A 25,265-nucleotide genomic window follows, 5' to 3' on the forward strand; every position below is an offset into this window, starting at 1 on the left:
CCTTAAAAATTCAGGCCGGGCGACAGCTTGGCCGGCATTTCCAGCGCGCTGTTCTCGATCGAGGCGACCGGGTAGGCGCAGTAATCGGCCGCGTAATACGCGCTCGGACGGTGGTTGCCCGACTTGCCGACGCCGCCGAACGGCGCCGTGCTGGCCGCGCCCGTGGTCGGACGGTTCCAGTTGATGATGCCAGCGCGCGCGCGTACCTGGAAGGTTTGCCACAGGGCCGGGTCGTCGGACAGGAGCGCCGCGGCCAGGCCGAATTCGGTGGCGTTGGCGACCTTCAGGGCAGCGTTGAAATCGGCCACGCGGATCACTTGCAACAGTGGGCCGAACCATTCCTCGTCGGGGATGCCGGTAGCAGCGGTGACATCGACGATACCAGCCGTGACAAAGCCCGCCTCGGGATTCAACTGGCGCATCTGCAGCAAGGTGGTGCCGCCCTTGGCAACCATGTCCGATTGCGCCTGCACCAGGCGCGCGGCCACGGCGCTCGATACCACTGGACCCATGAATGGCTGCGGCTGGGCGTCGGACGCGCCGATGCCCAGTTTCGCGGCCACTTCCACCAGGCGCGCGATGAAGGCGGCGCCGGCGGCGTTATCCTGCACCACCAAACGGCGCGCGCAGGTGCAGCGCTGGCCGGCCGAAACAAAGGCAGAGAAGATCGCGTGGTGCACGGCCGCGTCCACGTCCTTGACGTCCCACACCACCAAAGCGTTATTGCCGCCCATTTCCAGCGCCAGCATCTTGCCCGGCTGGCCGCCGAACTGGCGGTGCAGGCTGATGCCCGTCTGGCACGAACCCGTAAACAATACGCCGTCGAGGTGTGGATTGGCGCCCAGGGCCACGCCCGTATCGCGCCCACCGTTGACGAGGTTGACGACGCCATTGGGCAAGCCGGCCTGCTGCCACAGCTGCACGGTTTTGATGGCCGTGCGCGGTGCATATTCGCTGGGCTTGAAGACGATGGTGTTACCGGCGATCAGGGCCGGCACGATGTGGCCGTTCGGCAGGTGGCCGGGGAAATTGTACGGGCCGAACACGCCGAACACGCCATGCGGGCGGTGGCGCAGCACGGCGTCGCCATCGGCGATCTTGCTTTGCGTGATGCCCGTGCGCGCGTTGTACGACTGCACCGAGATATCGATCTTGTTGGCCATGGTGGCCACTTCCGTGCGCGACTCCCACAAGGGTTTACCCACTTCTTCCGAGATCAGCAGCGCCAGCGCTTCCGCATGTTCCTTCAGCAGTTCGCGAAAACGCACGCAGATGGCGATACGCTCTTCGACGGGCGTCTCTGCCCACGCTTCAAAGGCGGCGCGGGCGGCCTGACAAGCCTGTTCGACTTCATTCTCTGTCGCTTCCAGGCTGGCCCAGGTCTGCTTGCCGGTCGACGGGTCGATGGTGAGCAGTTCGCGGCCCGTGCCCGGCAGCCAGGCGCCGTTGATGAAGTTCGATGCTGCGGTAGATGAATTAAGGTTGGACGATTTAGACATGGGGATGCTTCCTCGGGTTGAGTGACAAGGTGCGCACGGTGTCGCCGTGATGGCAGCGCAGCAGATGCAGTTCATCGTCATCGAGCGCGATCTTGCCGCTGTGTGGATTGGCGCTGGTGACGATCATGCGGAAATCTTTCAGGTCGGTGTTCGACACCAGGTAAGGCTCGGTCTGGGCAACGTCGCCGCACACTTCAGGTGCAGGCACTGGCACAGTCGCGGCGTCGAGCACCGCCGGCATGCTGTCGCGCATGGCGCGCAACTCGGACACGCGCGCCTGCAGCACGGGACCGGCGTCGAAAATATCGACATAGCCTTCGAAGTGCAAGCCTTCCTGTTCCAGCAGGCGGCGCGCGGGCGCCGTGCTCAGATGCACCTTGCCAATGACTTCCTGCGCCTCGTCGGGCAGGTAGGCCACGTACATGGGCTGGCGCGGCATCAGTTCGGCGATGAACGATTTTTTTCCCAGGCTCGTCAAATCGTCGACGTGGTGGAAATCCATCTTGAAGAAGTGGCGGCCCAGGCCTTCATAAAACGGCGAGCTGCCGTCCGGTGCCTGGTAGCCGCGCATTTCCGCGATCAGCTTTTCCGTGAACAGCTGCGGGAACTGGGCGATGAAGAGAAAACGGCTTTTCGACAGCAGCTTGCCGTTGTTGCCGCTGCGGTAATCGGGGTGCAGAAACAGCGAGCACAGTTCCGTGCTGCCCGTCAGGTCGTTCGACAGGTACAGGGTTTCCATGCGCGTAAACACATCGAGTTCGCGGCTGGAATGGACCAGGGTGCCGATGCGGTAGTTATAGAACGGTTCGTCCAGGCCCACGGCGCCCTTGATGGCGCACACGCCGGCCAGGCGGCCCGTATCCGTATCCTCCATGACGAACATGTAGTCGCGCTTTTCGGGCGGGATGGTTTCGGCGAACGAGGCGCAGGCGATGGCCAGGCGGTCGCCCAGCATTTTCATGTCCGGCTTGAGGGTGGTCATGCCGGTGCCGACCTGGCTGGCCAGGCCATACAGGGCATCGAGGTCATTGGCGTTGATGGCGCGTACTACTAGCATAAAATTAACTCCCTTAGATACGCACGCAAATGACGCTGTCGCCTTCGGCCACGGCCAGCGCCTCGAGCAAGTCTGCCGGCAAGCCGACGCTGTCCTGCGCTTCGAGCGCATCGCAGGTAAAAGTCACGGCGCGGAAATTGCGTTCGGCGCCGGAAGCGACCGCATAGTGCACTTTCAGGCCCGTGCGGCTGGGTGTGACGCCTGCGACGACGCGGCGCGTGAGCGAACCCGTAAATGAGCGCAGCGCATGCTTGTGCGCTTGCAGGATCGGACCGCCATCGAAGATGTCGACGTAGTCGTCGGCTTCAAAGCCTTCTTCCGTCAGCAAATTGAATGCCAGTTCGCCGCTCGGATGGATCTGGCCCATGGCCGCCTGCGCGTCGCCGGGCAGCAGCGGCACGTAGACGGGGTAATGCGGCATCAGTTCGACGATCAGGGTGCGATTGCGCGCGCCGCCGATGACTTTCTCGGCATCGAGGAAATCCATCTGGAAGAATTTGCGGCCCAGCGCATCCCAGAATGGCGACTGGCCGTTGGCATCCGTGATGCCGGCCAGCGGCACGAAGAAGCGGTCGCCGAAGCGGTGCGGCGCCAGCACGGCGAACAGCAGCCGCGCGCGCGACAACAGGGCCGCTTCCAGGCCCGCCTGCTCCATGTTGCGCACATAGAAACCGGACAGCTGCGAGTACGCCGTCAACTCCGAGCACAGGGTCAGCGCATGCACGCTGTGGCTGATGTTCAGGTCGCGCGAGACTTGCTGGATGACGTCGTTGCGAAAGGAAAAATAGGTGCCGTTCGAGCCGGCCGAGGCGAAGATGGCGGCCGTGCCGGCAATGCTCTTGTCGAGCAGGGATTCAAGCACGAAGAGATACGACTCTTCGCTGGGGATGTCGACATGGGCGGCAAACGAGGCGATGGAGCGCTCGACGGAGGCGGCGATTTTTTCGCGCGTCTTCGGCAGGGTATGGACACCCGGCATGGTTACCGCGGCCAGCGCTTCGAGGGCTGCGATATCCGCAATTTCTACCGGACGGACAACATACATGGGTACTCCTTCAATGCTGACGATACTTGGGCTGAATACCCGGGTAGAACCAAGCCGGCCCGCAGCAAAGCGGCGGGCCGGTGATCAAACAGGGAGCGGGGCTAGCTTCAGGCTTTCAGCATGCCATCGATGGCCACGCGCAGCAGACGGCCTGCTTCGGCGATCTGCTCGTCCGAGACGATCAGGGCCGGCGCCAGGCGCACCACGTCCATGCCGGCGATCAGCACCATCAAGCCTTGCGCTTCGGCCGCTTTCTGGATGTCTTTCGCGCGGCCTTTCCAGGCATCGCTGACTACCAGACCCAGCAGCAAACCGCTGCCGCGCACGATGGAGAACACTTGCGGGTAATCCGTGATCAAGCCTTGCAGCATGGCGATGGTGTTGACGCTCGCTTCTTTCACGCGCGCCAGGAACGCCGGCGTGTTGATCGTCTCCAGCACGGTCAAGGCCACGGTGGCGGCCAGCGGGTTGCCGCCGTAGGTGGTGCCGTGGGTGCCGACGGCCAAGGTCTGCGCCAGTTCATTCGTGGTCAGCATGGCGCCGATCGGGTAGCCGTTGCCCAGCGCCTTGGCGGCCGTCAGGATGTCCGGCGTGACGCCGTAACCCATGTAGGCGAACAACGCGCCAGTGCGGCCCATGCCGCTCTGGACTTCGTCGAAAATCAACAGGGCGCCCGTCTTGTCGCACAGGGCGCGCAGCTCCTTGAGGAACTCAGGGTTACCCGGCACGACGCCGCCTTCGCCTTGTACCGGCTCGACGATCACGGCGCACACGTCATCGCCGATGGCGGCGCGCGCCGCTTCGATGTCGTTGTAGGCGATGTGGTCGATCGACGGCGGCAGCGGCTCGAAGCCTTCCGTGTACTTGGCCTGGCCGCCGACGGAGACCGTAAACAGGGTGCGGCCGTGGAAAGAGCTGAAGCACGAGATGATGCGCGACTTGTGCGCGCCAAACTTGGTGTGCGCGTACTTGCGCGCCAGTTTCAGGGCCGCTTCGTTGGCTTCCGCGCCCGAGTTGCAGAAGAAGGCGCGGTCGGCGAAGGTCGCTTCCGTCAGGGCCAGCGCCAGGCGCAGGACAGGCTCGTTGGTGTAGCCGTTGCCCAAATGCCACAAATTATTGATTTGCTTGGTCAGCACGTCGACCAGGGCCGGATGGCAGTGGCCCAGGCTGTTGACGGCGATGCCGGAGGTGAAATCGAGGTAATGCTTGCCGGTCTGGTCCCACAGATCCAGACCGGAACCGCGCACGGGCACCATGGCTGCAGGGGCGTAGGTAGGAACGAGGACCTGGTCAAAGGTTTCCCGGGTGACTGGACGAGCCGTTACGGTCGAATCAAGCTTGGCATTCATAGCATTTCCCCATCGATATGTTAGGTACTCCGCAGCTACGACAGCTACGTGTGTACTGCATTATAAAAAGCGGGATGCTAAAACTCTTTTGAATCTGCGACAAGGATTTTCACAATTCATCACAGCCGGGCTTGCTTAATTACGCGGGAGGCATGAGCTTGCGCTGCCGCTCTTCCCGCGGCGTATTGCCAAACAGGGTGCCAAAGGCAGTGGAAAAGTGCGAACCGGAAGAAAAGCCGCACATCAGGCCGACTTGCACGATGGAATAATGCGTATCAAGCAACAATTGCCGCGAGCGCTGCAGGCGCAGTTCCAGGTAGTAGCGCGATGGCAGGCTGCCCAGGTATTGCTTGAACAACCGCTCGAGCTGGCGCCGCGACAGGCCCACCAGGCTGGCGATGTCGTCGGTCGACAGCGGCTCCTCGATATTGGCTTCCATCAAGGTCACCGCTTCGGACAATTTCGGCTGCAGCACGCCGAAACGCGCCTGCAGGGCCACCCTCTGGCGCTCTTCCTTGCCGCGTACCTTGTCCACGCACAGCGCTTCCTTGACGAGGGCCTGCACGTCGGCGCCAAAGATGGTCTCGATCAGGGTCAGCGAAAAGTCGATGCTGGCCGCGCCGCCGCAACAGGTGATGTGCGGGCCGTCGATATCGAACAGGTGCGGCGTTAAAATGGCCCGTTCCGCCTTCGCTTCCGCATCCGCGTACAGGGCCCACGGCAAGGCGATGCGCACGCCATCCATGACGCCCGCGTCGGCCAGCCACAGCACGGCCGCGCCCACGCCGCCCCAGAATGGCGCCGAACGGCAGCGTTCGATCACGGCCCGGCACAGCTCGGCGCGCAGCGGCGCTTCCGTCTCGTCGGCCACCAGCAGCGCGATATGCCAGTTGCCGCCCTGCGCGGCCACCTGTTCCGGCGTGCGCACGTCCAGTCGCAAGGCGTCCGGCCCCAGCGCCCGCGCGCACAGGCGCAGCGGCTGCACCAGGCCGGCCCAGGTGATCGACTCGGCATCGCCGGCATGCACCAGCAGCAAACGCAGCGGTTTGTCGAGGCCGATACGGGAAAGATTAGCGAAGGACATCGGCGAGGCGGGCCTGGGGCAAGGGCTGAGTTGCCCACATGATACCGGACTTCCGCCCTCTCCAGCCCTCCGTGCAAGGGTCCATCCTGGCGCGGCGGAAAAAAGCGGGGCGGAAGGATATAATCACCCCCATGGGTGAACGATATTTAAAAAGTATCCGGCTGCTGGCCGAATGCATGCAAGGCTTCGAGCGGTTTTCTGGCGACTTCGTGCGCCAGTACGGCTTGACGCATGCGCAATTCGACATCATCGCCACGCTCGGCAACACCTGTGGCATGTCCTACAAGGAACTGGGCCAGAAAACCCTGATTACCAAGGGTACCTTGACGGGCGTGGTGGACCGGCTGGAACAAAAGGGGCTGGTAATCCGCGAACGTTGTCCGCGCGACAAGCGTTCCTATTACGTGCGCCTGAGCTGCGAGGGAGAACAGGTGTTCCATGACGTGTTCCCCAAGCTGACAAAACAGGGCCAGCGCCTGTTCGACGGCTATACCGAAGACGATTTCATACGCCTGGAAAGCACCCTGGCGGGCTTGAAACAGGCCATCGCCAACGGCTGACCATTCACCAAGCACAGACATTCAAACAATACATTCAAACAAGACAAAGGAAACCAAGTTGAAAACCTCACTGCTCGAAGGCAAAAAGCCTGCTCATTTCGATAAACACATCATCGGCAACCTGCTGCTCAACGCCAGCACGCCGGAACTGGTGCGCCAGGAAAAACTGATCATCGGCGTGCGCAACGAAGACGGCGAAATCTACCGCCTGATCGGCGCCACCAAGCACAACAGCTTCATGAACGCCGTCGAGGAATTGTTCGACCTGGGCTTGACGGATGAGCTTGAAGACAGCGATGAGCTCGTTGAAGGCTGCGACGCGATATTTAGCGAAGCAGACTGATAACGCTCGCGTTATCAAAAGAGGCATGCCGCCGATACCGGGGCATGCCTTTTTCCGTTTACGGGGCTTTGCTTGCCTTTTGCTAAGCTGTTTGCGAAAAGATCATGGTTAAAAAGTTCCGTACGGAAATATTGCGAGTATAATTTTTTCAATGAACAGACTCGACGCCTTTAAAAGCATCGCCGCACAAGCCGCTCGTGGCGAGCTGACCTTTCCTGCCAATGTGGACGCTTCGCTCAAGCTGCAAGAGGCGCTGGCCGATCCCGACTGCCATATCGAGGCCGCCGCCAAGCTGGTGCAGGCTGACCCGCTGCTGGCCGCGCGCACGGTGGCCATCGCCAATTCCGTGGCGTTCAACCGTTCCGGCAATGAAATCACCAGCGTGCGCAACGCCGTGCAGCGGCTCGGCGTGCGCACCCTGCAATCGGTGGTGGCATCGCTGATCGTGCGCCAGCTGGGCAGCACCATCACCGATCCCGTGCTGCAAGCGAAGGCCAACCAGCTGTGGGAGCATACGGCCCACGTGGCGGCCCTGTCGCAGGTACTGGCCCGCCGCGTCACCAAGGTGGACCCCGATACGGCCCTGTTTGCAGGCATCATGCATGAAGTGGGCGGCTTTTATCTGTTGTCGCGCGCGGCCGAATTCCCCGGCATCCTCGACGGCGAACCAGAAGACTGGGTCGAACATGGCGAACAGGCCATCGGCCACGGCGTCCTGGCCAAACTGAAGGTGCCGGAAGCGGTGATGGGCGCCATCGGTGCGCTGTGGGAAGGCTTGCGCGCCATTCCGCCCGAATCGCTGGGCGACACCCTGCTGCTGGCGAATGACCTGGCGCCCGTCTCGTCGCCCCTCAACGAAAGCCCGGCCGCCATCGCCGTGCGCGCCGCCCGCGCCGCCGGCAGCATCGATTGCGTGATCGGCGACGATGCGACCCTGTCGAGCATCATGGAAGAATCGGACGATGAAGTGCAGTCGCTGCTGAAGGTGCTGGTGCATTAATCCTGTTTTACCGGCACCGGCGGCATGATCGACACGCCTGGCGCCGGCTTTGGCACGTCGACGATCAGCACATGCTTGTCCATGGCCTGCGTTCCCTGCTTTTGCTGGACGACTTGCATGGCGGCCGCCTTGGTACTCAACAGGGGTTTCGGATGGCGTGGCATGAACATGGCGTACCTGCTGGAAGGGAGATGCATCCCATCTGCGCAGCGATTATCAATTTATCAAGCCGCTATTCAAAAAAAAACCCGCTCGAAAGCGGGTAAAGTCCAAAGCTAGGGATGTCCTGAAAGAGACAGCCCTATCTTATGCGTTGCTCCGCACCAGCTCCGTGCGCTGGCACACTTAGCGCGCAGATTATCCCGGCAACAGCTCCACATCCGTTTCCTGCCAGGCGCGCAGCTGCCGCACGCGGGCAAACCACGCCTGGATATGCTGGTACTGCGCCAGCGGCAGCCGCACGGCCTCGCTGTACATCAGCGGCGCGGCCACGGCGAAATCGGCCAGGGTCACATCGTCTCCGTGGATCCAGCTGCGCCCCGCCAGATGCGCGTCCAGCACCACGGCACACTCATGCAGGTCGCGCTCGCCGCGCGCCTCTTCCAGCGGATCCGCCGGACCATTACCCGTCATGCCCTTCCAGGCGCGTTCCCAGGCCAGCACGCTGATGGCCGGCGCGAAGTGCTGCGCGGCCCAGAACAGCCAGCGGTTGACGTCGGCGCGGGCTTGCGGCGCCTGCGGATAAAGCGTCTGACCCGGCACCTGCTCGGCCAGGTATTGCATGATGGCGCACGATTCCCACAGCAGGAAATCACCATCGGCCAGCACGGGCACCTTGCCGTTCGGGTTCAGTTCGCCCAGGCGGCGGCGGTCGTCCGCATTCATCAAGTCGACTTCGGCCAGTTCCAGAGGCAGGCCGAGGTGGATCGCCGTCATCAGGGCACGGCGGGCATTCGAGGACATGGGGTGGTGGTACAGGCGCATAGTAGATGGCTCCGGTGAGTGAGGAAGTCACCATCGTAGTCGCCGTCACTGACAGTTTTTGTCAGGAGCGAAATCAGGATTCCGGATCAATCTCGTGCGCCTTGCGCCAGGCATCGAGCAGCACGTGGCGCCGCGTGGGATAGCGTTCCTCGTGCTGCCGCACGCTGGCGATGCGGTCGATGCGAAAATGCCGGTAATCGCCGCGCAGCTCGCACCAGGCGGCCAGCAGGCGCTTGCCTTCGAAAAAGGCCAGCGCGAACGGCCACACCGTGCGCGAGGTGGCGCTGCCATGCTCATCCTGATAGGCGAGCGTGATTTTCTGTTCGTAGCGGATCGCTTCGCGCACGGGCTGCACGTAACGGTCGGCCGCCTGCGTGCCATCGGCGGGGCGCCCCAGCGGCACCCACAAGCTGGTCTCGGCCATGCTGTCGCGCAGGTCGCGCGGCGAGGCGGCCGCGATCTTGGCCAGGGCATTGCTGGCCGCCTGCGCCAGGCCCGCATCGCCCTGCCGGCGCACCCAGCGCGCACCCAGCACCAGCGCTTCCAGTTCATCGGCGCCGAACATCAGTGGCGGCAGGAAGGCGCCACGGCGCAGCACATAGCCAATGCCGGCCTCCCCCTGCAGGGGCGCGCCCAGTTCGGCCAGGGTCTGGATATCGCGGTAAATCGTGCGTTCGGAGACACCCAGCTGCTGCGCCAGCTGGGCCGCCGTGACGGGCACGCGCCTGGCGCGCATGGCGTCCATCAGCAGGAACAAACGGCCGCTGCGGCTCATGGACAGCCCTGCAAGCCTTGGTCGCCCATGACCAGGGCGGACAGGGCCGGCACGTACAGATAGCCATCGGGCGCCAGGCGCGCCGCGCGCGTCCCTTCGTCCACATCGCCGATACCGTAGCAGCGCCGCAGGCGGGTGCCGGCCGGCCACCAGTAGACGGCCGCCTCCTGGTCGGGAAAGCGCTGGCGCACGCTCTCGGCCTGCGCCGCCACTTGCCGGAAGTCGCGGTAAAAGGCGGGAGAAAAGCCCAACTGCGCGGCAAACGCCGCTTCCAGCGCCGCCGTCTCTGCCAATTGAGCTGCCAGCGCTTGCGTTTCACTGTCCAGGTCCTCGGCCGCCACGCCCGCTTCGACCAGGGTGCGCCGCAGCTGCGCCCGGTCCGCCTGCGCGCGAAGGAACGCCGATTCCTGCAGCGCCAGCACGGCGTCCATCGGAATGCGCTTGCCGCGAGCAGCGGGAAAAACGTACAGGGCGCAGCTGCCTGCGCACACCGTGTCGACGGCGATATCGAGCCGCAGCTGGCGCACCAGGCGGCCCAGCTGCATCGCCGCCTGCGCGTCGCCAGCATCGCTATTGACGCGCAACAGCCTGGTGCCCGGCGTGGCCAGCCGCCGCAGCTTGTCCACGTCACCCTCGGCGACCGGGCCGCGCATGGCAATGCTGCCGCTGCCAGTGCGGCTGAAATCGGCGGCGCCGGCCAACGCCGTCACGCCCGCCATCACACCTGCCCATAAAAAACGCTTCATCGTCATCCGCCATAAAAAAAACGACCACCGCAAACGGTGATCGTTCTTCATTCGACCTGCAAAAAAACCTGCGCTTACACCACGGCGCCGTCGGTTTCGTCTTTTTCCTTGATCGGCTTGATCAAGTCTTCGCGCTTGACGCCCAGCCACATGGCGATCGAGGCCGCGACGAACACGGACGAGTAAATACCGAAGCAGATACCGATGGTCAGCGCCAGTGCGAAGTGGTGCAGGGTCTGGCCACCGAAGACCAGCATCGACAGCACCATCATCTGGGTCGAGCCGTGGGTGATGATGGTACGCGAAATGGTGCTGGTGATCGCGTTGTCGATCACTTCATGCACGGTTGCCTTGCGCTGCTTGCGGAAGTTTTCGCGGATACGGTCAAAGATCACCACCGATTCGTTGACGGAATAGCCGAGCACCGCCAGGATCGCCGCCAGTACCGTCAGCGAGAATTCCCACTCGAAGAAGGCGAAGAAGCCCAGGATGATCACCACGTCATGCAAGTTGGCGATAATCGCCGAGACAGCGTATTTCCATTCGAAGCGCACGGCCAGATATGCCATCACGCCCAGAATCACCACCACCAGCGCATTCAGGCCGTTCTGCGTCAATTCGTCGCCCACTTGCGGGCCGACGAATTCGACTTTCTGCAGCACCAGCGCTTCATTGCCGGCGGCGTCCATACAGGCGCTCTTGATCACATGCTCACCCTTGTCGGTGACGGTATCGATGCCCTTGGTCGTGCCTTGCTCGACCTTGCACAGGGTTTCGAACACGCGCTGCGAGGTATTCGCGGCAGTCACGCCCTTTTCCACCGGCAGGCGGATCATGACGTCGCGCGCCGTATCGAAGCTGGTCACGCCAGGTTCTTCGTAGCCCATGCCGATCAGGGTGCCACGTATGCCTTCGAGGTTGGCCGCTTTCGGGTACTTCACCTCCAGCACGGTGCCGCCCTTGAATTCCACGGACAGGTGCAAGCCCTTGTGGAACAGGAAGAAGACGGCGGCAATGAAGGTCACGGCCGAAATCACGTTGAAAATCAACGCATGGCGCATGAAGGGAATATCTTTTTTGATCCGGAAAAATTCCATGAAATCCTCTGAGTTCTTTTCTGTGCGTCCGGCGGCTGTGCCACCGGACGCTATCGCTGTTGTCGCTATGGAGTGAGTCTGGGCCGCCGTTTATTTACTGGCGCCCGGTACCCACACCGTGCCGATCGACAAGGTCGTCAGCTTTTTCTTGCGGCCATACCAGAGGTTGACCACGCCGCGCGAGACGAAGACGGAGGAGAACATCGAGGTCAGGATGCCCAGGCAATGCACCACGGCGAAGCCGCGCACAGGACCGCTGCCGAAGGCCAGCAGTGCCAGGCCGACGATCAGGGTGGTCACGTTCGAGTCCAGAATCGTGGCCCAGGCGCGGTCGAAGCCGGCGGCGATCGCCGCTTGCGGCGTATTGCCGGCACGCAGCTCTTCACGGATACGTTCATTGATCAGCACGTTGGCGTCAATCGCCATGCCCAGCGCCAGCGCGATAGCGGCGATACCTGGCAGTGTCAGGGTCACCTGGATCATCGACAGCAAGCCGACCAGCAACAGCAGGTTGGTGGCCAGGGCCAGCACGCTGAAGGCGCCGAACAGCATGTAATAGGCGATCATGAAGATGGCGATGGCGATGAAGCCGTACAGGGTCGAATGGAAGCCCTTGGCGATGTTTTCCGCGCCCAGTTGCGGTCCGATCGTGCGTTCTTCGATGACGGTCATCGGTGCGGACAGGGCGCCCGAGCGCAGCAGCAGCGCCAGTTCGTTGGCGTTTTCCGCGCCGCCCATGCCGGTGATCTGGAAGCGCGAACCGAGTTCCTGCTGGATGGTGGCAACCGACAGCACTTCCGGCTTGCCCTTTTCAAACAGCACGATGGCCATGCGCTTGCCGACTCTTTCGCGCGTCGCTTCGCGCATCTTGCGTCCGCCGTCGCCGTTCAGGTCGATCGACACGGCAGCCTGCTGGTTCTGGTCGAAGCTGGCCGTGGCGCTGGAGATATAGTCGCCCGTCAGGATCACGTCTTTCGCCAGCACGACAGGCACGCCCTTGCCGACGGTGAACAGTTCCGAGTTGAATGGAATGGCGCTCGACAGTTCGGTGCCAGGCACGATGCTTTCATCGACCAGGCGCACTTCCAGGGTCGCCGTGCGGCCGATGATGGCTTTCGCGCGGGCCACGTCCTGCACGCCAGGCAATTGCACCACGATGCGGTCAGGGCCTTGCTGCTGGATCAGCGGCTCGGCCACGCCCAGCTCGTTGACGCGCTTGGACAGGGTGGAGATATTCTGTTTCACGCCTTCGTCGATGGTCGCCTTCAGGGCGGCAGGCTTCAGGGTGATGTTCAGTTTCAGGTCGCTGCCTTCGCCCGCATCGGCAAACGTCAGCTCCGTCATCTGGTCGGACAGGACATTTTTAGCTTTCACACGCGTTTCCGCGTCGCGGAAGTTGATTTGCACGCTGTCGCCCACGCGCTCGATGCCGGCGTGACGGATATTCTTGTCGCGCAACACGCTACGCGAAGCGGACTGGACGCCCTGGACTTTCTTGTTCAGTACGGCTTTCGCATCGACCTGCATCAGGAAGTGCACGCCGCCGCGCAAGTCCAGGCCCAGGAACATGGGCAAGGCATGCAGCTTTTGCATCCACATCGGGGTATTGGCTTGCAGGTTGACCGTCACGATGTACGCGGGATCGGTGGAATCGGGATTGAGGTCCTTTTCCAGCACCAGTTTCGCCTTGAACTGGGTATCGGGATCGGCGAAACGCACACGCACGGAGGCGAGGTTGCCGGCGCCATCCATGGTGACACCTTCCGACTTGACGTTTTCTTTCGTCAATATTTGCTCGACTTGCGTCATCAGATCGCCCGTCACTTTGACGGTCGACTTGCCGCTGGTTACTTGCAGCGCCGGTGATTCACCGAAATAATTGGGCGCCGTATAAAGTGCGCCCAGCAATAAGGCGACGACGATGATGATGTATTTCCAGGCAGGATAGCGATTCATAGTGATTCAGCGTTCAGTGTTGAGCGTCGGAGGCGTCCCGAGGGGCGGCGGATAGCCGCCCCGGGTCTGTCATTGCAGAAGCAATGACAGCGAGGAATTACAGTGCCTTCAGGGTGCCTTTAGGCAGCAAGGTGGTAATGGAGCTCTTTTGCACCGTGATTTCGGTGCCGGCCGCCACTTCGATGGTGACGTAAGCGTCCACTACCTTGACAACACGGCCCAGCATGCCGCCGGCGGTGACGACTTCGTCACCCTTGGCCAGCGCGTCCATCATCGCCCGTTGTTCTTTGGCGCGTTTTTGCTGTGGGCGGATCATCAGGAAATACATGACCACGAACATCAATACCAGCGGCAGGAAGCTGGTCAGGTTGCCGCCGAGGCCCAGGGCTTCGGTTGGGGCTTGCGCATAAGCGTTGGAAATGAAAAACACGGTGACTCCAGTTCTAATCAGTTTGAAAAAATAGCGCTGTATTCTAGCATTGGCTATACGTCATAACCCGAATTGCAGCCATGGCAACTTTAAATGGGGCTAAAAAAGCATTATGCAATGCTTTATCGCCCCAGTCCAAGCACCAATACACAAAACTTCCGGCCATGCTGCCGCCAGGGTGCAAGCTAAGGATTTCTTAAGTTCCGCGTGCGCGTTCCGCGTGGAATTGCAGCGTAAACGCGTGGAAACGGTCTTCGTCCAGTGCCTCGCGCATCTGGCGCATCAAGTCCAGGTAGTAATGCAGGTTGTGGATGGTATTGAGGCGCGCGCCGAGAATTTCCTTGGAGCGGTGCAGATGGTGCAGGTAGGCGCGCGAGAAATTGCGGCAGGCATAGCAGCTGCAGGTCTCGTCGAGCGGCGCCTGGTCTTCCTTGTACTTGGCGTTCTTGATCTTGATGTCGCCAAAACGGGTAAACAGCCAGCCATTGCGGGCGTTTCGCGTCGGCATGACGCAATCGAACATGTCGATACCGTTCGAGACACCGGCCACCAGATCTTCCGGCGTGCCCACGCCCATCAGGTAATGGGGCTTGTTGGCCGGCAGGCGCGGGCCCACGTGGGCCAGCATGCGCATCATGTCTTCCTTCGGTTCGCCGACGGACAGGCCGCCGATGGCGATGCCGGGAAAATCGATCTCTTCGAGCTTGGCCAGGGACTCGTCGCGCAGCATTTCGAACATGCCGCCCTGCACGATGCCGAACAGCGCATTCGGGTTTTCACCGCGGTGGAACTCGTCCTTCGAGCGCTGCGCCCAGCGCAAGGACATGCGCATGGACTTGGCCGCTTCCTCGATGGTGGCCGGACGGCCCTGGATTTCGTACGGCGTGCATTCGTCGAACTGCATGACGATGTCGGAATTCAAGACGCGCTGCACCTGCATCGACACTTCCGGCGAGAGGAACAATTTATCACCGTTGATCGGCGAATTGAAATGCACACCCTCTTCCGTGATCTTGCGCATGGCACCCAGCGAAAACACCTGGAAACCGCCCGAATCCGTCAAAATCGGCTTGTTCCAGCCCATAAAGCCATGCAAGCCGCCGAATTTTTCCATGACGGTGTTGCCAGGACGCAACCACAGGTGAAAGGTGTTGCCCAGAATGATCTGCGCGTCGATCTCGTTGAGTTCCAGCGGCGACATGGCTTTCACGGAGCCGTAAGTGCCCACTGGCATGAAGATCGGCGTCTGCACGACACCATGGTTGAGTTTCAAGGTGCCGCGGCGTGCCTTGGTCAGGCCGCTCGTGTCGGTCTTGAGTAGTTTAAATTCCAGCATGTCAGTCTTTCACGGGAGTATCAAGGTTCAACGGAGCGCGCGATTGCGTGGTGAGCAGCATCGCGTCGCCATAGCTGAAGAAACGGTAATTCTGCGCGATCGCATGCGCGTAGGCGCTGCGGATCGGCTCATAGCCGGCAAAGGCCGACACCAGCATCAGCAGGGTCGACTTCGGCAAATGGAAGTTGGTGATCAAACGCGTCACCGTTTTAAACGCATAGCCGGGTGTGATGAACAGGGCCGTGTCGGCGCTGCCGGCCACCAGCTGGCCGCTTTGCGAGGCCGATTCCAGCGCGCGCAAGCTGGTCGTGCCGACGGCCACCACGTCGCGCCCGGCAAGTTGGGCGGCGCGCACGGCGTCGACGGTTTCCTGCGGCATGGTGTACCACTCGGTGTGCATCTTGTGTTCGGCCAGCACCTCCGTGCGCACGGGCTGGAAGGTACCCGCGCCCACGTGCAGGGTCACATAGGCAAAGTTGACGCCCTTGGCCTTCAACTGGTCGAGCAGGGCCTGGTCGAAATGCAGGCCGGCCGTCGGCGCGGCGACAGCGCCGGGCACCTTGTTGAAGACGGTCTGATAGCGCGTTTCGTCGAATTCGTCCGCATCGTGCTCGATGTACGGCGGCAGCGGCAAGCGGCCATGCGCCTCGATCAGCTCGAACACGTCGGCCTCGAAGTGCAAGGTAAAGAATTCGCCGGCGCGCTGACCGACCGTCACATCGAAGGCATCGGCCAGGCGGATGCGGCAGCCGGGCGGCGGCGACTTCGACGCGCGCACCTGGGCCAGCACGGTGCGCTCATCGAGTACGCGCTCGACGAGCGCCTCGATCTTGCCGCCGCTTTCCTTGACGCCGAAGAAACGCGCTTTCAGTACGCGGGTATCGTTCATCACCAGCAGGTCGCCCGCCTGCAACAGCCCGACGATGTCGGCAAAGCTGCGGTCAACCAGGGTGTCGCCGTCCAGATGCAACAGGCGCGAGGCGCTGCGCTCGGCCAACGGAGTTTGCGCAATGTTTTCTTGCGGCAAATTAAAATCGAAATCGGAAAGCGAATACATGCGTTTTGCTTCAAAAGTACGTCAAAAATGATTAGGAGTGCGCAATGGAACATCTGGCACTATACTGTGCGCCTATACAGGCATTACAATAATCCGCCGCAACAATTTACAACCGCGGTACGCACAGGGTGTGCCGGACAACCCTCTATTTTACGCTAGCGGCACAAAAATCTCCGATATGTCCGAACCCAAGCCCGATCTTCCTCCCGCAGCCAAGCCGGCCGCGAAGCCGAAAGCCGTCAAAAAAGTGGTCAGCACGGAAAGCCGGCTGGCCAAACTGGGCTTGCGCACGGATATGGACCTGGTGCTGCACCTGCCGATGCGCTACGAGGACGAGACCAAGGTCTACACCATACGCGACGCCTGCCTGCGCGGTGGCGAGTCGTGGCAAGTCGAGGGTATCGTCACCAAGTGCGAAGTCAATTTCAAGCCGCGCAAGCAATTGCTGGTGACGATCGCCGACGAAACGGGCAATTTGCTGCTGCGCTTCATGAATTTTTATGGCAGCCAGGTCAAGCAGCTGGCCGAAGGCACGCGCGTGCGTGCGCGCGCCGAACTCAAACACGGCTTTTTCGGCGCCGAGATGGTGCACCCGACGTATAAGGTGGTCAACGAAGGCGCGCCGCTACCGACGGCCCTGACGCCCGTGTACCCGTCCGGCGAAGGCCTGTCGCAGCACGTGCTGCGGCGCGAGATCGCCGACGCCATGCGTCGCATCGACTGGCAAGACACCTTGCCGGACGAGCTGTTGCAGCAGATGCAGCTGTCGCCGTTCCGCGCCGCCGTGCACCTGCTGCACTACCCGCCGCAGGACATCGATGAAAGCGCGCTGATGGACCGCTCGCACCCGGCCTGGGTGCGCATGAAGTTCGATGAACTGCTGGCGCAGCAGCTGTCGCTGAAACGCGCCCAGCGCGCGCGCCGCTCGAAAGGCGCGGCCTGCCTGCCCATCGTCGGCAATTTATCGAATGCCTTCGGCGCCGCCCTGCCCTTCAAGCTGACGGGTGCGCAGGCGCGCGTGCTCGAGGAAATCCGCGCCGATCTGCACCAGCCGTATCCGATGCAGCGTCTGCTGCAGGGCGACGTCGGCAGCGGCAAGACGGTCGTCGCCGCGTTGTCGGCCACGCAAGCGATCGACAGCGGCTACCAGGCCGCGCTGATGGCGCCCACGGAGATCCTGGCGGAGCAGCACTTCCGCAAGATCGCCGCCTGGATGGAGCCGCTGGGCGTCAAGGTGGCGTGGCTGACGGGCAGCCTGAAGAAAAAGGAAAAGACGGCGGCGCTGGCCCTGATCGAATCGGGCGAAGCGCAACTGGTGATCGGCACGCATGCGCTGATCCAGGACAACGTGCTGTTTGCCAAACTGGGCCTGGTCATCGTCGACGAGCAGCACCGCTTCGGCGTGGGTCAGCGCCTGACCCTGCGCAACAAGGGCGACAGCGCGGCCGTGCCGCACCAGCTGATGATGTCGGCCACGCCGATCCCGCGCACCCTGGCCATGACGTATTACGCCGACCTGGAAGTGTCCGTGATCGACGAGCTGCCGCCCGGACGCAGCCCCATCGTCACGCGCGCCATCGACCAGAACCGGCGCGACGAAGTCATCGCCCGCGTGTATGCGGCCGCGCTGGAAGGCCGGCAGGTGTACTGGGTCTGCCCGCTGATCGAGGAGTCGGAAGCGCTGCAGCTGCAGACGGCCACCGACACCTGCATGATGCTGGCCGAAGCCCTGCCCGCGCTGCAGGTGGGCCTCGTGCACGGCCGTTTGAAACCGGCGGAAAAGCAGGAAGTGATGGATGCCTTCATCGCCGGCCATATCCACGTGCTGGTGGCCACCACCGTCATCGAGGTGGGCGTCGACGTGCCGAACGCCTCGCTGATGGTGATCGAGCACGCCGAGCGTTTTGGCTTGTCGCAGCTGCACCAGCTGCGTGGCCGCGTGGGCCGCGGCACGGCGGCCAGCGTCTGCCTGCTGCTGTACCAGGGCCCCCTGGGTGGCGTGGCGCGCCAGCGTTTGATGACCATGCGCGAAACGACGGACGGTTTTGAAATCGCCCGCCGCGACCTGGAAATCCGCGGCCCCGGCGAATTCCTCGGCGCGCGCCAGTCCGGCCAGGCCATGCTGCGCTTCGCCGACCTGGAAACGGATCAATGGCTGGTAGACCAGGCCCGCGACGTGGCGCACGATCTGCTGCATGCCACCACGGCCGCCGCAGCGGCCACCGTGGAAGCGCATCTGGCGCGCTGGCTGGGTGGGAAAGAGGAATTTTTGAAGGTGTAGGACCGGATGCCTGCTACATGCACATCCAGAAGCGGTTCGCCAGGTCGAGCATGAAGTCGGGGCGCAGATAGGCCAGGAAGACGAGGGCCAGCAGCGCGGCGCCGGCCAGGCGCCACAGCCATGTGCGCCAACTGGCCATTACGCGGCCACCGCCACGCGCTTGACGGCGCGCTCGTCGATGGGCAGGTTGATCAGCGCGGCCAGCAAGCCCAGGCCGATGGTGATCATCCACACGATGTGGTAACTGCCCTGGTGCTCGTACAGATAGCCGCCCAGCCACGCCCCGAGGAAACTGCCCACCTGGTGCGAGAAGAACACCATCCCGGCCAGCATCGACAAATGCTTCACGCCGAAGATGCCGGCGATGATGCCGTTCGTCAGCGGCACGGTCGACAGCCACAGCACGCCCATGCCGGCGGCGAACAGGTACACGGACCACGCCGACAATGGCGCCAGCAGAAACACGGTGATGACCACGGCGCGCGTCACGTAGATGGCTGACAATAAGTAGCGCTTGGCGATCTTGCCACCGAGTTTGCCCGCGTAGTAGGAGCCGACGATGTTGAACAGGCCGATCAGCGCCAGCGCCGTGACGGCGATGTTCGGGTTCATCAGGCCCTGGTCCTTCAGGTAGGCCGGCAAGTGCACGCCGATGAAGACCAGCTGGAAACCGCAGACAAAATACCCTGCCAGCAGCAGCCAGAACGAACGGCTGGCGATGGCTTCGCTGAAGGCGGCGCCAACGCTTTGCTGCGGGCCGCTGGCGTGCGAGACGGGCGGCTCGCGCAGGTAGAAGGCCATCGGGATCATGGCCAGCAGCACCAGCGCTGCCAGCACATAAAAGGCATTTTGCCAGCCCACGGCTGAAATCAGCTGCTGCTCCACCGGCATCATGAGGAACTGGCCGAACGAGCCGGCCGCCGACGAGATGCCGAAGGCCCACGAGCGCTGCTCGGGCGGCGCGCTGCGGCCGATGATGCCGCTGATGGCGCCGAACGCCGTGCAGGCCAGCGCCAGGCCGATGAAGATACCGGAGCCGACGATGAACAGGGTCGGCTGCGTCACGAGCGCCATCCACACGAGGCCCGCCATGTAGCTGATGGCGCCGACGATGACGACGCGCATGGTGCCGAAACGGTCGGCCGCCATGCCGGCGAACGGGCCGAAGACGCCCCACATCAGGTTTTGCATGGCCAGCGCCAGCGAATACGTTTCGCGCGTCCAGCCATTGGCTTGCGAGATTGGCTGCATCCAGAAGCCCAGGCCGTGGCGCACGCCCATCGCCAGGGTCAGGACGACGCCGCTGGCGATGAGAACAGTTTTCAGGCTGGGACGGGATGAGTGCAATGTCATGGGGTTCCTGTGTACGCCTGGTCGGCTTGGTAGACGAGGCCGATCTGGCCGCGCATGGTGTCAAGGTTGCGCATCAGCGCCACGCTGTCGGCGTGCGGCATGAGGGGGCTTTCCAGCAGGCCGGCGCGGATGCAGCGCATCGCTTCGATGGCCTCGTGCGCGTAGCCATTGCCCAGGTGCGGCGCGGCAACGACGCGGCGTGCGCCATCCATCGCTTCGACGGTCAAGTGATCGGGCTTGTAAAAGCGGCTGGGCAGGCGGATGCGTCCCAGGCTGCCGGAAATGGTCATTTCCGTCGGCGTCTGCGCGCGCAGGCTGCAGGCGCAGGACGAGGTACCGCCGCCCGCGTGCAGCAGCGAGAACACGACCTGCTCATCGACGCCCGTGACGCCCATCTCGGCCAGCGCCTGCACCTGCGATACGGGGCCGAGGAAGAAGGCCGCCATCGACAGCGGATAGATGCCCACGTCGAGCAACGCACCGCCGCCCAGTTCCGGGTTGAACATGCGGTGTTCGGGCGGGAAATTGGCGACGAAGCCGATATCAGCCTGCACCTGCCGCGGCACGCCGATCTCGCCGCTGGCGATGATGCGCTGCGCTTCCTGCACGGCGGGCAGGAAACGGCTCCACATGGCTTCCATCAAAAACAGCTTTTTCTCGCGCGCCATGTCAACCACGGCCTGCGCTTCGCGCGCATTCATGGTGAACGGTTTTTCGCACACGACGTGCTTGCCGGCGGCCAGGCACAGCAAGGCGTTTTCCGCATGCAGGGTGTGCGGCGTGGCGATGTAGATCACGTCCACGTCAGGGTCCATGGCCAGCCCCTCGTAGGAACCGTGGCAACGCCCGATGCCGAATTCGGCGCCGAAAGCCTGTGCGCCAGCCTCGCTGCGCGAGGCGACCGCCACCAGTTGCGCACCGGGCGCGTCACGCAAGCCATTGGCCATCGCGCGGGCGATCTTGCCGGTGCCGAGGATGCCCCAGCGGACGGTATTTTCCATACTATTGATCTCTTTCTGCGCCAGCCGCCTTGCGCTTCGGGCGGAACACCGCCGCGTCATTGTAAAAATCGTCGTCCTGGCCTTCACACCAGCCGGGCAAACCCAGTACGGGCAGCGGCGTGAAGTCCGCCGTGGTGAGGCCTTGCTGCGCCAGGTCTTGCGCCACCCGCTCGTCGAGCCAGGCGCGGCGTGCCGCATCGTCGAGCGCAAAGTAGGCGTCGCCGGCGAAGATCACGCGCGTGTGCGCCGTGATGGCCTTGCGCGGCGCTACCAGTTTTTCCATCAGCGCGTGGCCGAACAACCAGACATCGGCGTCGCCGCCCGCGCCAAATTTGTCGCGCTGCGCGATGAACGCGCTGCGCCAGTCGTGCCCGCGCAAGGCCGCGTCCAGCGCGCGCCCTGCGTCGCTGTCGCGCAGCACCAGCAAGGCGGAATTCTCGTCAAAAATCGTCGCGCCATCGCGCGCGGGACCGCGCGATTTTCCGACGCCGGACAGGGCGATCTGCGCCGCCTGCAGCGCATTCAGCTGCCGCTTGATGCGGGGGAAGGTCAGCCACACGAGGGCGTTGAAAAAATCGTGCAGATTGTCGCGCGTGGGCACGCCGCCCGTCGCACCGATGAACTCTTCGTAGGCCACGCCTTCGGGCAGGTCCGCTTGCGGCACGAAAGCCAGCGGCAAGCCGGTGGGATTGCGCAAGTCCAGCGCCCGCGCCCGTGCGTTCAGCGCGGCAATCACCGTGTCGCGCTGCAGATCCAGCTGCCGTCGCGCCGGCAGCACCGTGGCAAACCAGGGGCGGGTCCAGTCTATCGATGGCAGCATGAACGCTTAGACCATTTTCCAGTTGATCTGCTCGCCCGCGTTGAGCGGAATGACATGGCTGTCGCCCAGCGGCAGCGAGGCCGGCAAGGTCCAGCTTTCGCGCTTCAGGGTGATGGTGTCCGTGTTGCGCGGCACGCCGTAGAAAGCCGGACCGTGGAAGCTGGCAAACGCTTCCAGTTTATCGAGCGCGCCGGCCCGTTCGAACGCTTCCGCATACATTTCCATCGCGTGCAGGGCCGTGTAGCAACCGGCGCAGCCGCAGGCCATTTCCTTGGCGCCTTGCGCGTGCGGCGCAGAATCGGTGCCGAGGAAGAAACGCTCGTCGCCGCTGGCGGCGGCCGTCATCAGGGCCAGGCGGTGCTCTTCGCGTTTCAGGATGGGCAGGCAGTAGTAATGGGGGCGGATGCCGCCCTTGAAAATCTCGTTGCGGTTGTACAGCAGATGATGCGCCGTGATGGTGGCGGCGATCGGGCCTTCCGCTTCGGCCACGTACTGCGCCGCATCCTTGGTGGTGATGTGCTCGAACACGACGGACAGGGCCGGGAAGGCGCTGCGCAGCGGACGCATCACGCGCTCGATGAAGACGGCTTCGCGGTCGAAAATGTCGATTTCCGGGTCCGTCACTTCACCGTGCACAAGGAAGGGCATGCCCACTTCCTGCATCACTTCGAGCACCTTGTAGCAATTCTTCAAGTCCGTCACGCCCAGGTCGGAATTCGTCGTCGCGCCAGCCGGATACAGTTTCACAGCCTGCACAATGCCGCTATCTTGCGCGCGGCGAATTTCGTCGGGCGAGGTGTTGTTCGTCAGGTACAGCACCATCAGCGGATCGAAGTTTACGCCTTGCGGCACGGCGGCCAGGATGCGCTCGCGGTAGGCGCTGGCATCGGCCGTGGTGGTGACGGGCGGTTTCAGGTTCGGCATGACGATGGCGCGGCCGAACTGGCGCGCGCTGTGCGGCAGCACGCTGGCCATGACGGCACCGTCGCGCAGGTGCAGATGCCAGTCATCCGGCCGGGTGATGGTGATGGAAGATGGAACGGCGACTGGGGTGTGATCGAGTGTGGACATGGCGGCTGCTCTCAGGCGGTCATTGCGAATAGCGCCATTTTACCAGTCGCGGGGCAGCCTTAGCGGCCAGGGTGCGTGAGGAAAACCGGGCGCAAGCGTACTGTGAACGCAAAAACAGCCGGTGAAGGCCGGCCGCTTTTATCGAGAAAACTTGGGATCAGTGAATGATCTTGGCCAGGAAATCGCGCGCGCGGTCCGAGCGCGTCGTGTTGAAGAAGTCGTCCTTGCTGCAATCTTCGATGATCTTGCCCTGGTCCATGAAGACGATGCGGTTGGCCACGCGCTTGGCAAAGCCCATTTCGTGCGTGACGACCATCATGGTCATGCCTTCCTGCGCCAGGCCCACCATCACGTCGAGCACTTCGTTGATCATTTCAGGGTCGAGCGCCGATGTCGGCTCGTCGAACAGCATGGCAATCGGATCCATCGACAGCGCGCGGGCGATCGCCACGCGCTGCTGCTGGCCGCCCGACAGCTGGCCCGGGAATTTGTCCTGCTGCGACAGCAGGCCCACGCGGTCCAGGTATTTCAAGCCCTTGGCATTGGCTTCGTCGGCGCTGCGGCCCAGCACCTTGATCTGGCCGATGGTGAGGTTTTCGCGGATCGACAGGTGCGGAAACAGCTCGAAATTCTGGAACACCATGCCGATGCGCGCGCGCAGTTTCGACAAATTCGTTTTCGGATCGTTGACGCTGATGCCGTCGACGAAGATCTGCCCCTGCTGGATCGGCTCGAGGCCGTTGACGGTCTTGATCAGGGTCGACTTGCCGGAGCCGGACGGGCCGCAAATGACCATCACGTCGCCCTTGGCGACATTGGTGGTGCAGTCGGTCAGTACCTGGAACTGGCCATACCATTTGCTGACGTTATTGAGTTCAATCATCTTGTTCTTTCTTTTACGGTTAGCGAATGATGGCGACGCGTTTCTGCAGGCGTTTTACCAGGAACGACAAGGCATAGCACAGCACGAAATACACGACGGCGACAAACACGTACATCTCCACCAGGCGGCCGTCGCGCTGGGCGATCTTCGAGGCGGCGCCGACGAAATCGGGGATCGACAGCACGTACACGAGCGACACGTCCTGGAACAGCACGATGGTTTGCGTCAGCAGCACGGGGATCATGTTGCGGAACGCTTGCGGCAGCACGATGAAGGCCATGGTCTGCGAGTAGTTCATGCCCAGCGCCTGACCGGCCCAGACCTGGCCGCGCGGGATCGACTGTATGCCGCTGCGCATGATCTCGCAATAGTATGCCGCCTCGAACATGATGAAGGTGATCAGCGCGGAGGAGAACGCGCCCACTTTCACGGGTTCTTCCGCGCCGATGATCCAGGCGGCGATGTACGGCACCAGGAAGTAGAACCAGAAGATCACCAGCACCAGCGGGATCGAGCGTATCAGGTTGACGTAGCTCGACGCCACGCCCGAGATGAGGCGGCTGCCGGACAAGCGCATCAGCGCCAGCAGGGTGCCCAGCACGATGCCGCCCACCATGGACAGCGCCGTCAGTTTCAGGGTGAAGATCATACCGGTCTGGAACAGGTAGACCCACGAGCGGGAGATGACATCGAAGTCGAAATTACCGAACATATCAATGTCCTCCCGTCTTGGCGCCGGCGACGATGAAGCCCGGAATGGCGACCTTTTTCTCGATCAGGTACATCAGCACCACCACCAGCAGATTGACGACGACGTAGATGATGGTGGCGGCCGAAAACGCTTCGAATACCTGGAACGAGAATTCCTGGATGGCGCGCGCGCTGGCCGTCAGTTCGATCAAGCCGATGGTCAGCGCCACGGAACTGTTCTTGATGATGTTCAAAAATTCGCTGGTCAGCGGCGGCATGATGACGCGTGCGGCCATCGGCAGCAAAATGAAGCGGTAGGTTTGCGGCAGGGTCAGGCCCAGCGCCGTGCCGGCCAGTTTCTGTCCGCGCGGCAGCGCCTCGATACCCGTCGTGACCTGCACCGCCACGCGCGAGGAGGTAAAGAATCCCAGGCACAGCACGGCCGTGACGAAGGGCGCATTTGGCAGCGACTTGACCCAGGCGCCCAGGTCAGGCGGCAGCAGTTCCGGCATGACGAAATACCAGAGGAACATCTGCACCAGCAGCGGCACGTTGCGGAACAGTTCGACGTAGGCATTGGCTACGCCCACCAGCCATTTGTTTGGCAAGGTGCGGATGGTGCCGATCACCAGGCCCAATATCAGCGCCATGATCCAGGCCGTACCGGCCGTGGCCAGGGTCCAGATCAGGCCGGACCACAGGGTGTCCATATACGTGCCCACGCCATCGGGAGAAATCTCCCAGAAAATGCGCCAATTCCAGTTGTAATTCATGATCATCCTTCGCATGCAGCCCGAGGACAGCGGCCAGCCGGCCACCCGCCCCGCAAATAAAACGGGAGGCTTGCG

The 25,265-nt window shown here is 62.7% G+C and carries 26 protein-coding genes; 4 read left to right on the forward strand and 22 right to left on the reverse strand.

Annotated elements, in window-relative coordinates; translation table 11 throughout:
* Positions 1 to 2 precede the first annotated feature (2 nt).
* The 5 genes from astD to FG13_RS17160 all read right to left on the reverse strand — a co-directional run bounded on the left by astD (position 3) and on the right by FG13_RS17160 (position 6,034).
* Positions 3 to 1,499 carry a succinylglutamate-semialdehyde dehydrogenase gene (gene astD / locus FG13_RS17140; RefSeq protein ID WP_051959170.1) on the reverse strand — a complete coding sequence of 499 codons (1,497 nt, stop codon included), beginning with the start codon at positions 1,497 to 1,499 and terminating at the stop codon, positions 3 to 5.
* Positions 1,492 to 2,556 (reverse strand): arginine N-succinyltransferase, encoded by a 1,065-nt coding sequence (gene astA / locus FG13_RS17145; protein WP_035822829.1) that lies wholly within the window; start codon positions 2,554 to 2,556, stop codon positions 1,492 to 1,494. The genes astD and astA overlap by 8 nt, the downstream gene beginning before the upstream one ends.
* A 13-nt stretch (positions 2,557 to 2,569) precedes the next feature.
* Positions 2,570 to 3,601, reverse strand: coding sequence for an arginine N-succinyltransferase (locus tag FG13_RS17150; protein WP_035822830.1), 1,032 nt, complete (start codon positions 3,599 to 3,601; stop codon positions 2,570 to 2,572).
* A 107-nt stretch (positions 3,602 to 3,708) separates the two neighbouring features.
* Positions 3,709 to 4,950, reverse strand: a complete 1,242-nt coding sequence (astC, locus tag FG13_RS17155) for an acetylornithine/succinylornithine family transaminase (RefSeq protein ID WP_035822831.1) — start codon at positions 4,948 to 4,950, stop codon at positions 3,709 to 3,711.
* A gap of 139 nt (positions 4,951 to 5,089) precedes the next feature.
* On the reverse strand, positions 5,090 to 6,034 hold the full coding sequence (locus FG13_RS17160; RefSeq protein ID WP_035822832.1) for a GlxA family transcriptional regulator: 945 nt from the start codon (positions 6,032 to 6,034) through the stop codon (positions 5,090 to 5,092).
* 131 nt (positions 6,035 to 6,165) lie between these two features.
* On the opposite strand from FG13_RS17160, the gene FG13_RS17165 reads away from it, so the two are divergent.
* The 3 genes from FG13_RS17165 to FG13_RS17175 all read left to right on the forward strand — a co-directional run bounded on the left by FG13_RS17165 (position 6,166) and on the right by FG13_RS17175 (position 7,937).
* Positions 6,166 to 6,594: a MarR family winged helix-turn-helix transcriptional regulator gene (locus tag FG13_RS17165; RefSeq protein ID WP_035822833.1), complete on the forward strand. Its 429-nt coding sequence runs from the start codon at positions 6,166 to 6,168 to the stop codon at positions 6,592 to 6,594.
* Between the two features lie 58 nt (positions 6,595 to 6,652).
* The gene (locus tag FG13_RS17170; protein WP_034745526.1) at positions 6,653 to 6,937 is read left to right on the forward strand and encodes a hypothetical protein; all 285 of its coding nucleotides are present in this window, start codon (positions 6,653 to 6,655) and stop codon (positions 6,935 to 6,937) included.
* A 151-nt stretch (positions 6,938 to 7,088) separates the two neighbouring features.
* Positions 7,089 to 7,937 carry an HDOD domain-containing protein gene (locus FG13_RS17175; protein ID WP_035822834.1) on the forward strand — a complete coding sequence of 283 codons (849 nt, stop codon included), beginning with the start codon at positions 7,089 to 7,091 and terminating at the stop codon, positions 7,935 to 7,937.
* On the opposite strand, the gene FG13_RS30480 is transcribed toward FG13_RS17175, so the two are convergent.
* The 9 genes from FG13_RS30480 to queA all read right to left on the reverse strand — a co-directional run bounded on the left by FG13_RS30480 (position 7,934) and on the right by queA (position 16,318).
* Complete coding sequence (locus tag FG13_RS30480) at positions 7,934 to 8,107, reverse strand: hypothetical protein (RefSeq protein WP_161784187.1); 174 nt, start codon at positions 8,105 to 8,107, stop codon at positions 7,934 to 7,936. The two genes, FG13_RS17175 and FG13_RS30480, sit on opposite strands and share 4 nt — an antisense overlap.
* Positions 8,108 to 8,294: 187 nt before the next feature.
* Positions 8,295 to 8,921, reverse strand: a complete 627-nt coding sequence (locus tag FG13_RS17180; RefSeq protein ID WP_035822835.1) for a glutathione S-transferase family protein — start codon at positions 8,919 to 8,921, stop codon at positions 8,295 to 8,297.
* A 73-nt stretch (positions 8,922 to 8,994) separates the two neighbouring features.
* Positions 8,995 to 9,696, reverse strand: a complete 702-nt coding sequence (locus FG13_RS17185; RefSeq protein WP_035822837.1) for a helix-turn-helix transcriptional regulator — start codon at positions 9,694 to 9,696, stop codon at positions 8,995 to 8,997.
* Entirely contained in the window at positions 9,693 to 10,442 is a 750-nt protein-coding gene (locus tag FG13_RS17190) for a hypothetical protein (RefSeq protein WP_152598794.1), read from the reverse strand. The genes FG13_RS17185 and FG13_RS17190 overlap by 4 nt, the downstream gene beginning before the upstream one ends.
* Positions 10,443 to 10,516: 74 nt before the next feature.
* A complete protein-coding gene (gene secF / locus FG13_RS17195) occupies positions 10,517 to 11,539 on the reverse strand; it encodes a protein translocase subunit SecF (protein ID WP_035822841.1) in 1,023 nt (340 codons plus the stop codon).
* Positions 11,540 to 11,629: 90 nt separating this feature from the next.
* Positions 11,630 to 13,495, reverse strand: coding sequence for a protein translocase subunit SecD (gene secD / locus FG13_RS17200; protein WP_035822844.1), 1,866 nt, complete (start codon positions 13,493 to 13,495; stop codon positions 11,630 to 11,632).
* 97 nt (positions 13,496 to 13,592) lie between these two features.
* A complete protein-coding gene (gene yajC / locus FG13_RS17205; protein WP_035822846.1) occupies positions 13,593 to 13,925 on the reverse strand; it encodes a preprotein translocase subunit YajC in 333 nt (110 codons plus the stop codon).
* 196 nt (positions 13,926 to 14,121) lie between these two features.
* Positions 14,122 to 15,261, reverse strand: coding sequence for a tRNA guanosine(34) transglycosylase Tgt (gene tgt / locus FG13_RS17210; protein WP_035822848.1), 1,140 nt, complete (start codon positions 15,259 to 15,261; stop codon positions 14,122 to 14,124).
* Between the two features lies 1 nt (position 15,262).
* Positions 15,263 to 16,318 (reverse strand): tRNA preQ1(34) S-adenosylmethionine ribosyltransferase-isomerase QueA, encoded by a 1,056-nt coding sequence (gene queA, locus FG13_RS17215; protein ID WP_035822850.1) that lies wholly within the window; start codon positions 16,316 to 16,318, stop codon positions 15,263 to 15,265.
* Between the two features lie 178 nt (positions 16,319 to 16,496).
* Between queA and recG the strand changes: the two genes are divergently transcribed.
* The gene (gene recG, locus FG13_RS17220; RefSeq protein ID WP_051959172.1) at positions 16,497 to 18,599 is read left to right on the forward strand and encodes an ATP-dependent DNA helicase RecG; all 2,103 of its coding nucleotides are present in this window, start codon (positions 16,497 to 16,499) and stop codon (positions 18,597 to 18,599) included.
* A 13-nt stretch (positions 18,600 to 18,612) separates the two neighbouring features.
* Here recG and FG13_RS31115 read toward each other — a convergent pair whose 3' ends face one another.
* The 8 genes from FG13_RS31115 to FG13_RS17255 form a co-directional block, all read right to left on the reverse strand.
* Positions 18,613 to 18,738, reverse strand: a complete 126-nt coding sequence (locus FG13_RS31115; RefSeq protein WP_255206293.1) for a hypothetical protein — start codon at positions 18,736 to 18,738, stop codon at positions 18,613 to 18,615.
* Positions 18,738 to 19,952 carry an MFS transporter gene (locus tag FG13_RS17225; protein ID WP_081922621.1) on the reverse strand — a complete coding sequence of 405 codons (1,215 nt, stop codon included), beginning with the start codon at positions 19,950 to 19,952 and terminating at the stop codon, positions 18,738 to 18,740. The genes FG13_RS31115 and FG13_RS17225 overlap by 1 nt, the downstream gene beginning before the upstream one ends.
* Entirely contained in the window at positions 19,949 to 20,953 is a 1,005-nt protein-coding gene (locus FG13_RS17230) for a Gfo/Idh/MocA family protein (protein ID WP_035822852.1), read from the reverse strand. Before FG13_RS17230 ends, FG13_RS17225 begins: the two co-directional genes overlap by 4 nt.
* A gap of 1 nt (position 20,954) precedes the next feature.
* The gene (locus FG13_RS17235; protein ID WP_035822854.1) at positions 20,955 to 21,773 is read right to left on the reverse strand and encodes a DUF3025 domain-containing protein; all 819 of its coding nucleotides are present in this window, start codon (positions 21,771 to 21,773) and stop codon (positions 20,955 to 20,957) included.
* 6 nt (positions 21,774 to 21,779) lie between these two features.
* Complete coding sequence (pyrC, locus tag FG13_RS17240; RefSeq protein WP_035822857.1) at positions 21,780 to 22,844, reverse strand: dihydroorotase; 1,065 nt, start codon at positions 22,842 to 22,844, stop codon at positions 21,780 to 21,782.
* Positions 22,845 to 23,001: 157 nt separating this feature from the next.
* Positions 23,002 to 23,727 carry an amino acid ABC transporter ATP-binding protein gene (locus FG13_RS17245; protein WP_035822858.1) on the reverse strand — a complete coding sequence of 242 codons (726 nt, stop codon included), beginning with the start codon at positions 23,725 to 23,727 and terminating at the stop codon, positions 23,002 to 23,004.
* A 19-nt stretch (positions 23,728 to 23,746) separates the two neighbouring features.
* On the reverse strand, positions 23,747 to 24,439 hold the full coding sequence (locus tag FG13_RS17250; RefSeq protein WP_035822860.1) for an amino acid ABC transporter permease: 693 nt from the start codon (positions 24,437 to 24,439) through the stop codon (positions 23,747 to 23,749).
* 1 nt (position 24,440) lies between these two features.
* Complete coding sequence (locus FG13_RS17255; RefSeq protein WP_035828381.1) at positions 24,441 to 25,190, reverse strand: amino acid ABC transporter permease; 750 nt, start codon at positions 25,188 to 25,190, stop codon at positions 24,441 to 24,443.
* Between the last annotated feature and the right edge of the window lie 75 nt (positions 25,191 to 25,265).

Source organism: Janthinobacterium sp. RA13, assembly GCF_000745325.1.
GTDB classification, from domain to species: domain Bacteria; phylum Pseudomonadota; class Gammaproteobacteria; order Burkholderiales; family Burkholderiaceae_D; genus Janthinobacterium; species Janthinobacterium rivuli.

Excerpts from the sequence above, each read along its gene's own strand:
- astD (WP_051959170.1), bottom strand. The coding sequence starts at position 1,499 with ATGTCTAAATCGTCCAACCTTAATTCATCTACCGCAGCATCGAACTTC.
- astA (WP_035822829.1), bottom strand. The coding sequence starts at position 2,556 with ATGCTAGTAGTACGCGCCATCAACGCCAATGACCTCGATGCCCTGTAT.
- FG13_RS17150 (WP_035822830.1), bottom strand. The coding sequence starts at position 3,601 with ATGTATGTTGTCCGTCCGGTAGAAATTGCGGATATCGCAGCCCTCGAA.
- astC (WP_035822831.1), bottom strand. The coding sequence starts at position 4,950 with ATGAATGCCAAGCTTGATTCGACCGTAACGGCTCGTCCAGTCACCCGG.
- FG13_RS17160 (WP_035822832.1), bottom strand. The coding sequence starts at position 6,034 with ATGTCCTTCGCTAATCTTTCCCGTATCGGCCTCGACAAACCGCTGCGT.
- FG13_RS17165 (WP_035822833.1), top strand. The coding sequence starts at position 6,166 with ATGGGTGAACGATATTTAAAAAGTATCCGGCTGCTGGCCGAATGCATG.
- FG13_RS17175 (WP_035822834.1), top strand. The coding sequence starts at position 7,089 with ATGAACAGACTCGACGCCTTTAAAAGCATCGCCGCACAAGCCGCTCGT.
- FG13_RS30480 (WP_161784187.1), bottom strand. The coding sequence starts at position 8,107 with ATGTTCATGCCACGCCATCCGAAACCCCTGTTGAGTACCAAGGCGGCC.
- FG13_RS17180 (WP_035822835.1), bottom strand. The coding sequence starts at position 8,921 with ATGCGCCTGTACCACCACCCCATGTCCTCGAATGCCCGCCGTGCCCTG.
- FG13_RS17185 (WP_035822837.1), bottom strand. The coding sequence starts at position 9,696 with ATGAGCCGCAGCGGCCGTTTGTTCCTGCTGATGGACGCCATGCGCGCC.
- FG13_RS17190 (WP_152598794.1), bottom strand. The coding sequence starts at position 10,442 with ATGAAGCGTTTTTTATGGGCAGGTGTGATGGCGGGCGTGACGGCGTTG.
- secF (WP_035822841.1), bottom strand. The coding sequence starts at position 11,539 with ATGGAATTTTTCCGGATCAAAAAAGATATTCCCTTCATGCGCCATGCG.
- secD (WP_035822844.1), bottom strand. The coding sequence starts at position 13,495 with ATGAATCGCTATCCTGCCTGGAAATACATCATCATCGTCGTCGCCTTA.
- tgt (WP_035822848.1), bottom strand. The coding sequence starts at position 15,261 with ATGCTGGAATTTAAACTACTCAAGACCGACACGAGCGGCCTGACCAAG.
- queA (WP_035822850.1), bottom strand. The coding sequence starts at position 16,318 with ATGTATTCGCTTTCCGATTTCGATTTTAATTTGCCGCAAGAAAACATT.
- recG (WP_051959172.1), top strand. The coding sequence starts at position 16,497 with ATGTCCGAACCCAAGCCCGATCTTCCTCCCGCAGCCAAGCCGGCCGCG.
- FG13_RS31115 (WP_255206293.1), bottom strand. The coding sequence starts at position 18,738 with ATGGCCAGTTGGCGCACATGGCTGTGGCGCCTGGCCGGCGCCGCGCTG.
- FG13_RS17225 (WP_081922621.1), bottom strand. The coding sequence starts at position 19,952 with ATGACATTGCACTCATCCCGTCCCAGCCTGAAAACTGTTCTCATCGCC.
- FG13_RS17230 (WP_035822852.1), bottom strand. The coding sequence starts at position 20,953 with ATGGAAAATACCGTCCGCTGGGGCATCCTCGGCACCGGCAAGATCGCC.
- FG13_RS17235 (WP_035822854.1), bottom strand. The coding sequence starts at position 21,773 with ATGCTGCCATCGATAGACTGGACCCGCCCCTGGTTTGCCACGGTGCTG.
- pyrC (WP_035822857.1), bottom strand. The coding sequence starts at position 22,844 with ATGTCCACACTCGATCACACCCCAGTCGCCGTTCCATCTTCCATCACC.
- FG13_RS17245 (WP_035822858.1), bottom strand. The coding sequence starts at position 23,727 with ATGATTGAACTCAATAACGTCAGCAAATGGTATGGCCAGTTCCAGGTA.
- FG13_RS17250 (WP_035822860.1), bottom strand. The coding sequence starts at position 24,439 with ATGTTCGGTAATTTCGACTTCGATGTCATCTCCCGCTCGTGGGTCTAC.
- FG13_RS17255 (WP_035828381.1), bottom strand. The coding sequence starts at position 25,190 with ATGAATTACAACTGGAATTGGCGCATTTTCTGGGAGATTTCTCCCGAT.